The sequence below is a fragment of the Dactylosporangium darangshiense genome, from assembly GCF_039537565.1.
In the GTDB taxonomy this organism is placed as follows: Bacteria; Actinomycetota; Actinomycetes; order Mycobacteriales; family Micromonosporaceae; genus Dactylosporangium; species Dactylosporangium darangshiense.
The window spans coordinates 1-7,889 of the sequence record NZ_BAABAT010000122.1; the positions used below are offsets into that span (position 1 = coordinate 1).

Here is a 7,889-nt window from a genome sequence, read left to right on the forward strand (position 1 = left end):
CGGCACAGCTCGTCCTGCTCTACGACGGCGCGACAGTGGCCGCACGGATGGACCGAGACCCAGCAGCCGCCGCAGTCGCACGCGGCATCGCGGCGGCCTTGGTGGACGCGGCGATCGCCGCCTGAGGGCGTCACGCGTGGCTGCTGCGGCCTGACCCGCCGACGCCGACACCGGCGGTGGAGCCACCGACCCCCACCCAGGCCGTGGCACGCCCTGGCCGTGGACCGCACGACGGTGCGAGGCTCCGGCCGGGCCGGCGGGCAGGTCCACCCGCTGCGGTGACGAACCATCGCAACTGGGCGGTATTCATCCAGACCGAGGACGACCTTGACCAAGGGGAGGGGCCTTGCTGACACTCGTGCTCGCAGCGCTGCGGGCCCGGCGCGCACAAGCGCTGACATTGCTGCTGCTCAGCACCCTGGCTGCCGCTGGCGCAGCAGCCTCGCCCTGGTACGTGCTCGCCTCCACAGAGCGGATGGCCACCCGGCACGTGGAGAGCGCATCGATCCAGGAACGTTCGCTGGAGACGATCGGCAAGGGGCCCGTCGACGGCGGCTCCGTCAAGGGCGGCTCCGTCGAGGCTCAGCTGGCGGCCGAGGCGAAGCAGACGCAGCGGATCGTCGGGCTCTCCGGGTTCACCACGTACACCGAGGCGTACCTGGCCGGCCAGGTCGGCGCCGGCGGCGTGCAGCCGACCGACCCCGGCGCCGCCCGCACGTCGGACTCGCCGCTGGCGCTGCGCACCGATGCCTGCTCGCACGCCACGATCGAGGGCCGCTGCCCGGGCGCCGCCGACGAGGTGATGGTCAGCTACCGCACTGCCCGCTGGCTGCGGGTCAAGCCGGGCGACGCGCTGACGTTCGCCAACTCCGGGCTGCCCCGGCCGATCCAGCTCAGGGTCGTCGGCGTCTACCGCCCCGACGACCCCAACGACCCGTTCTGGAGCAGCACCGACCAGCTGGTCGCCAAGTCCCTGCCGAGCAGCGCCGCGCCGGAGATCACCGAGCCCGTCGACGACGCGCTGCTCGCCGCGCCCGCCCTGTTCGACAAGGGCCTGCCGGTGCCGATCCGCACGATCGTCGACATGGTGGCCGAACCCTCGCTGCTGGTCGACCACGCGCCGGAGGAGGTGCGGTCCCGGCTCTCCGCGGCCACCGTCGAGGCCGGCAACAACCGCCTCACGCTCAACACGCAGCTGGGCGCCACGCTCGACAAGGTCGAGCGGGACCGGCGGCTGGTCTCCCTGGGCGTGCCGGTCGGCGCCTTCCAGCTCCTGGTGCTGTGCTGGTTCGCGCTGTACCTCGCGGTGAAGTACACCGGCGAGGAACGCCGCCCCGACATCGGCCTGGTGAAGCTGCGCGGCGCGACCCGGGCGCGCTCGTGGACGCTGGTGAGTGGGCAGAGCGCCCTGCCGATGCTGGCCGGCGCCCTGCTGGGCCTGCCGATCGGATACGCCGCCGCGACCGCCGTCACCGGCGCGATCCGCAACGCGTCGGTCAACGAACAGGCCGCCGCGCTGTCCGGCGGCGCGGTCGCCGTCGCCGTCCTCGGCGCGCTGCTCGCCGCGCTGCTGGCCGAGCGCCGGTCGCTGTCCTCCAGCGTCTCCGAGCTGCTGCGCCAGGGCTCGGCCCGCTCCCGGCTCTGGCGCGACCTGTTCGACCTGGTCCTCGTGGCGCTCGCGGCGGCGGCCGTCTACCAGGTCAAACACCGCGCCTCGGGCGACGCCGCCGGCCTGGCCCTGCTCGCCCCCGGCCTCGCCGCCCTCGCCTTCGCGCTGGTCGCGGCGCGGCTCATCACGTTCACCGCGGGGCGGATGGTCGAGGGGGCGCTGCGCCACGGCCGGCCTGCCCGGGCGCTGTCCGCGATCTACCTGGCCCGCCGCCCCGGCGTACATCGGCTCGCGGCGCTGATGATCGTGACCGTGGCGCTGCTGTGCACCTCGGCGCTGACCTGGAACCACGGGCGCAACGAGGGCCGGGCCCGGGCCGAACTGGAGGTCGGCACCGACCGGGTGCTGTCCGTCCGCGCGGAGAACCGGCTCGCGCTGCTCAACGCGGTGCGCGCCGTCGATCCGCGCGGCGAGCACGCGATGGCGGCGGTCGAGTCGCTTCGCTCGGGCTCCGACCGGGTCCTGCTGGTCGACAGCCCGCGGCTGGCGAAGGTCGCGACCTGGCGCCCGGAGTACGGCCCGGGCGCCGCCGAGACCGCGGCCCTCCTGCACCCCGACGCCCCGGCGCCGATCTATTTCACCGCCGGTGAGCTCGCGCTGGACTTCACCAACCACTACTCGGTCAACGATCCGAGCCGGGTGGTGTACCTCGACGTCGTGTTCGCCGACCCCAAGGGCACCCGGGTCGGCGCCCGCCTCGGACCGCTCGCCGAGGGGCGCCAGACACTGCGCGCCGCCGTCCCGGGCTGCGCGAACGCGCCCGGATGCCGGCTCAGCTCGCTGCAGATCATGCAGAGCACGCTCGAGCAGAAGGTCTTCTTCGCCGCCCGCCCGGGCGTCGAGGTGACCGTCCACGCCATGACCGGGGACGACGGCCGGCCGGTGCTGAGCAAGGAGATGCTCGCCGACCGCACCCGGTGGCGGCTCGGCGTCAACGGCAACCCGCCCAACCTCATCGTCACGCCAGTCGCCGACGGGATGCGGCTCATGGTCGCCCCGATCCACTCCGGTGGCGCCGTCGACCCCGGTGTGTACCCCCTGGACTCCCCGGCGCCGCTGACCAGCGTGCGGGCGTCGAAGCTGCAGCCGCGGCTCGTTGGCGACCAGCGGCTGCGCTACGGCTCGATCTCGATCTCCGAGAACGTCGTCGGCCGCGCCCAGTGGCTGCCCCGCCTCGGCGACCACGGCGTGCTCGCCGACCTCGAGTACGCCGACCGCCTCGGCGCCGACTTCGGCGCTGGCGAGTCGCTGCAGGTCTGGCTCAACGCGAGCGCACCGGCCGACATCACCAAGCTGCTGCAGGACCACGGCCTGCTCGTGCTCGGCGAGGAGTCGATTGACGGTGTCGCCGAGCGGTACGCGTCGTTCGGCCCGCCGCTCACCGTGCAGTTCATGCTGCTGTCCGCGGTCGTCGGGCTGGCCCTGGCGATCGGCTCCGCGATGGTGGTCGCCGCCGTCGAGCGGCGGCCGCGGGCCCGGGAGCTCGGCGCGCTGCGCGCCCAGGGCGCCCCGGCCCGGCTGGTCAAGCGGGTCAGCGTGGAGGGCTACCTGGTGCTGGCGGTCGCCTCGCTGCTGTTCGGGCTGCTGCTGGCTGCCCTGATCCGCGCCTATATCGGCGATGTCCTGCCCTACTTCGGCGACGGATGGAGCGCACCGTGATCGGGCTGATCCTGTCCATGGTGAGGGCCCGCCCGGGGCAGGCCCTCACCGCCTTCCTGCTCGCCGTGTTCGCGATGGCCGCGGCGGTCAGCGCGCCGGTGTACTCGGCCGCGGCCGACCGTGCCGTGGTGCGCAGCGAGGTCTCCGCCGCGCCGGTCACCGAGCGGGTCGTGCAGGCCCGCCGCACCTCGCCGACCCTCCAGGACGTCGACTTCGAGGACCTCGTACCGCAGTTGTTCAATGACAGCGGCTTCTCGAGTGTCTTCAGCACCGAGTACGACACCATAATCACCCCGAACGACGCGAAGATCACGACGATCGCGCCGCGGTTCGTCTACCGCGACGACGTCTGCGCCCACCTGCGCTTCACCGCCGGGCGCTGCTTCGTCAGCGAGACCGAAGTCGTGCTGAGCACCGCGGCGATCGAGCGCCTCGGGCTGCACGTCGGCGACACCTTCCAGGCCTGCTACGCCACGATCGACGCGGAGAGCGGTGACTTCATCCCGGCCGGCCCGAACTCCACGCTCACCCTGGTCGGCGCGTTCGAACCCAGGAACAAGGCCGAGCAGTACTGGTCCGACGCCGACTACTTCAACCCGCGCTACACCGCCCGGCAGACCACCGAGCCGGCCTTCGCCAGCCGCCTCACCCTGGAGGCCCTCGAGCACGGTCTGACCCTGGAGGCCCTCGAGCACGGTACCGAGCGGCAGGCCCTCGACGTGGTCATCGACGACTCGGCGATCACCCGCGACTCGCTAGACGCTATCAACGCCTCGGTCCAGGCCGGCAAGGACAAGCTGGCGGCGCTGCCCGGCCACGCGACCGTGCACACCGAGCTGCCCGCCCTGCTCACCCGCATCAACGGCGACCGGGACCTGGTCGCCGAGGTGGTTCCCGTCGCGGCGGTACCCCTGGTGCTGCTCTGCTGGTTCGTGCTGTTCATCGCGGTGGCCGCCGCCACCCAGGAGCGCCGGCTCGAGCTCGGCCTGTTCGCGCTACGCGGCGTGTCGGCGCCACGGCGCTGGTGGCTGGCGGCGGGGGAGAGCGTGCTGCCCATCCTGGCCGGCGCCGCGGCCGGCTTCGTGCTCGGCCACTTCATGGTCCGCGTCGCCGCCCGAGTGTTGCTGAGCTCGTCCTCCGATGTACCGCTGTCGGCCGGCCTGAACTGGTGGGCGCTGGCCTCGCTCGGCGGCGCGCTGCTCGCCACGCTGCTGGCGCAGCGCGCGGAGCTGGCCAAGCGCACCGCCGACCTGCTGCGCAACGTGCCCAGCCGGGTCTCGCGCTGGGGCGCGCCAGTATTCGAGGTCGTCGTCGTGGTGCTCACCGTCGTCGCGGTGGTGCAGCTGCGCTGGGGCAGCGGCGGGCTGACCGGCTTCGCACTGATCGCCCCGTCGGCGGTGGTGATCGCGACGGCGCTGCTGACCGCACGCGCCGTGCTGCCCATCGCCGAGCGCGTCGGCCGGCGCGCGATGCGCCGCGGCCGGATCGGGCCGACGCTGGCCGCGTACACGCTGTCGCGCCGGCCCGGCACGCAGCGCGTGCTCGCCCTGTTCGTCGTCGCCATCGGCCTGCTCATCTTCGCCGCGACCGCGGCCAGCGCCTCCAGCGACGCCCGGGACCGGCGCACCCGGGTCGAGCTCGGCGCGCCGCGGGTGCTGTCGATCGAGCCGGTCAGCCGGGCCGCGCTGCTGTCCAAGGTCCGCGCGATCGACCCGCAGGGCCGCTTCGCGATGGCCGCGGCCATGCTGCCGGTCTCCGAGGACAGCGCGGTACCGCCGATGCTGGCCGTGGACAGCAACGCCCTTGCCGCCACCGCGCTGTGGGACGACCCGGCCCTGCCCGCCGCCGAGGCGGCGCGGCGGCTGAAGCCGGACCCGGGCCGCCCGACGATCATGGTGGACAACAAGGACCTGTCCCTGGACGTCACCATCGACGCCCTCGTCGACGCGTACGGGGTGCACTGGGTCGCCGTCGTGGTGCCCAGCGACGGCTCCGACGTCGGGCGCGTCGACCTCGGCCAGGTGCGGACCGGCCGGCGCACCTACACCCGCAACCTGCCGATGTGCGTGAACAAGTGCCGGCTCGCGGCCCTCGAGCTGGAGCAGCCGGATGGGCGCGGCTTCGACGTGACGATGACGCTGCACAGCCTCAGCCAGCGCGGCGCCGCCCTGGTCGACGAGGCGGCCTTCGCCGACACCGACGGCTGGCGCGCGCCGGAGTCGCCGGGGCCAAAGCTGCTCGTGCCGGAGCTGACCGCGGCGAAGGACGGGCTGCGCGCCGAGATCTCCGGGTACAAGGGTGCCGACGTCGCGGTGCGCATCATGCCGACCGACGTCCCGTCGCCGATGCCCATCGTCATGGCCCGCACCGCCGGCATCGGTGATCACATGACTGGCTTCGACGAGTCGCGCCAGACGATCACAATCGTGGGTGAGGTCGAAACGGTGCCGAAGCTTGGGTACCGCGGCGGGATCGTCGACCTGGACTACGCCGAGCGGGAGGCCACCGACGGCGGCGACGCGGAGTACCCGCAGATCTTCCTCGGCCCGGACGCCCCGCCCGACATCCTGGACCGGGTCCGGGCGCAGGGCCTGACCGTCACCGGCGACCGCGCCGTCGGCCCGCTACGCGCCGCGCTCGACGAGCAGGGCCCCGCCGTCGCGCTGCGCTTCCACGAGCTCGCCGGCGGCCTCGCCGTGCTGCTCGCGACCGGCGCGCTGTGGCTCGTCGCGAGCCTCGACCGGCTGCGCCGCGCCGGCGAGCTGCGCGCCCTGCGGGCCCAGGGCGTGGCCCGGCGCGACGCGGGCGCGAGCGGCTATCTGGCCCTGGTCGGCACCGCGGCGCTGATCGCGCCGTTCGCGGCCCTGGCCAGCTGGCTGCTGGTGCGGGAATATCTTCCGGTATTCAGCGACGACCCCCAGGGCTTCCAGGCGTCGTACTGGCCGTCGCCTGTCCCGGTCGTGGTCGCCTGGGCGGCCGCCTCGGCCCTGCTCGCCGCGGCGGCGATCGTCGCCGGTGCCCGGCTTCGTGCGGCTACGACACAGCGAAAGCGATGATGATGGGGACGCGATGAACGGATTGGCAGTCGCCTGCCGACGGGCCGTGCACATCTACCAGGCGGAGGCCGGCGACGTCGTCGCGCTGGCCGGCGTCGACCTCTCGATCGGCCCGGGCGAGACGCTCGCGCTCGTCGGGCCGTCGGGCTCCGGCAAGTCGACGCTCATCGCCCTGCTCGCGGGGCTGATGCGCCCCTCGGCCGGGCGGGTCAACATCGGCACCTACGACATGGGCAAGCTCTCCGACGGCGAGATCGCCCGGCTGCGCGGCACCGAGATCGGCGTGGTGCTGCAGGGCGCGGCGCGCAACCTGCTGCCGTACGCCTCGCTGCACCGCAACATCTGGCTGGCCCAGCGGCGGGCGGCCCGCACCGAGGGGATCAAGCTCGACGACCCCGACCGCATCCTCGACCTGGTCGGACTGCCCGGCCTGGGCCGCTCCCGCATCGACGAGCTGGCCCCCGGCGCCCGCCAGCGGGCCGCGCTCGCCGTCGGCATCGCCGCCGGCCCCGGGCTGCTGCTCGTCGACGAGCCGACCAGCCAGCTCGACACCCACGGCCGCGACGAGGTCCTCGAGGCGCTCGAGACCGTCAACCGCGAGCGCAACACCACCATCGTCGTGGTCACCCACGACGGCGAGGTCGGCACCCGGCTCGGCCGCGCGGTGACGATCCGCGACGGGCGGGTCGGCGCCGAGGGGCGCGACGGCCAGGACTTCGCGGTGGTAGCGGGCGACGGCACGGTACAGCTGCCGCCGGAGGTCCTCGGCAACTTTCCACCGGGCACCCTGTTCACCGTCGAGCACATCGACGGGGCCGTCACGCTGGTGGCGGGTGGGTCCGACCGATCACTTGCGGCAGACAACCTGGGGCACGCGCAAAACTAGGGCCATGACCCCGCCGCAGGCGCTCGGGGCACGGGCCGTACTCGCCGGTGGGCAGGTACGGCCCGATGAACTCCCACTCCTCGTCCGTCAGTTGCACTCGCGTCACGCAAACGATCTACCGGATCACAACCCGCGGCGCAGACGAATCCCGCAGATTGATCACGACACGCCCAGCGGGCACGGCATCGTCGCATCAGCTGCTCCCGGCCGCCGGCCCTTGTCAGGTGGTGGCCGGCGGCTGGGAGAGCTGCTGTTTGGCCTACCGCGTGATGTCGTCGGCCAGGATCTCCAGGGATCCGGCGGCGACCTCGTCGAGTGTGTAAGCGGCGACCTTGGCCGGATCGGCCTTCAGCTCCGATGCGACGTACGCGGTCATCTCGGTGCCCAGGAAGCTGCCGTGCACTCCGGCGACCTGGATGCCCTTGGGGCCGAGATCTTGGCGTACCGCCTCGGTCATCGCCCACGACGCCGTCGGGACTGTACATAGCTCCTCTGTCAAGAGCTCGATGCGGCGTTGGCTCGTAGGGCTTGGTAGATGACGTCGGAGAGGCGTCGTTTCAGTACGCGCAGGGCTTCGAGGCCGCCGTCACCGCCGGCCTTTCGGCGGGTGATGAGGTCC

At 73.3% G+C, this 7,889-nt stretch carries 4 protein-coding genes; 3 read left to right on the forward strand and 1 reads right to left on the reverse strand.

All coding sequences use genetic code 11. The features are described 5' to 3' along the window. The first annotated feature begins 346 nt into the window (after window positions 1-346). The 3 genes from ABD901_RS57790 to ABD901_RS57800 are packed head-to-tail and all read left to right on the forward strand — an operon-like array spanning window position 347 to window position 7,270. Window positions 347-3,328 (forward strand): FtsX-like permease family protein, encoded by a 2,982-nt coding sequence (locus ABD901_RS57790; protein ID WP_345144777.1) that lies wholly within the window; start codon window positions 347-349, stop codon window positions 3,326-3,328. Further along, window positions 3,325-6,384 (forward strand): ABC transporter permease, encoded by a 3,060-nt coding sequence (locus tag ABD901_RS57795; RefSeq protein ID WP_345144779.1) that lies wholly within the window; start codon window positions 3,325-3,327, stop codon window positions 6,382-6,384. The genes ABD901_RS57790 and ABD901_RS57795 overlap by 4 nt, the downstream gene beginning before the upstream one ends. A gap of 13 nt (window positions 6,385-6,397) precedes the next feature. After that, a complete protein-coding gene (locus ABD901_RS57800) occupies window positions 6,398-7,270 on the forward strand; it encodes an ABC transporter ATP-binding protein (protein ID WP_345144781.1) in 873 nt (290 codons plus the stop codon). Window positions 7,271-7,529: 259 nt separating this feature from the next. Here ABD901_RS57800 and ABD901_RS57805 read toward each other — a convergent pair whose 3' ends face one another. Beyond that, complete coding sequence (locus tag ABD901_RS57805; RefSeq protein ID WP_345144783.1) at window positions 7,530-7,727, reverse strand: Rossmann-fold NAD(P)-binding domain-containing protein; 198 nt, start codon at window positions 7,725-7,727, stop codon at window positions 7,530-7,532. Window positions 7,728-7,889 lie beyond the last annotated feature (162 nt).

Excerpts from the sequence above, each read along its gene's own strand:
- ABD901_RS57805 (WP_345144783.1), bottom strand. The coding sequence starts at position 7,727 with ATGACCGAGGCGGTACGCCAAGATCTCGGCCCCAAGGGCATCCAGGTC.
- ABD901_RS57800 (WP_345144781.1), top strand. The coding sequence starts at position 6,398 with ATGAACGGATTGGCAGTCGCCTGCCGACGGGCCGTGCACATCTACCAG.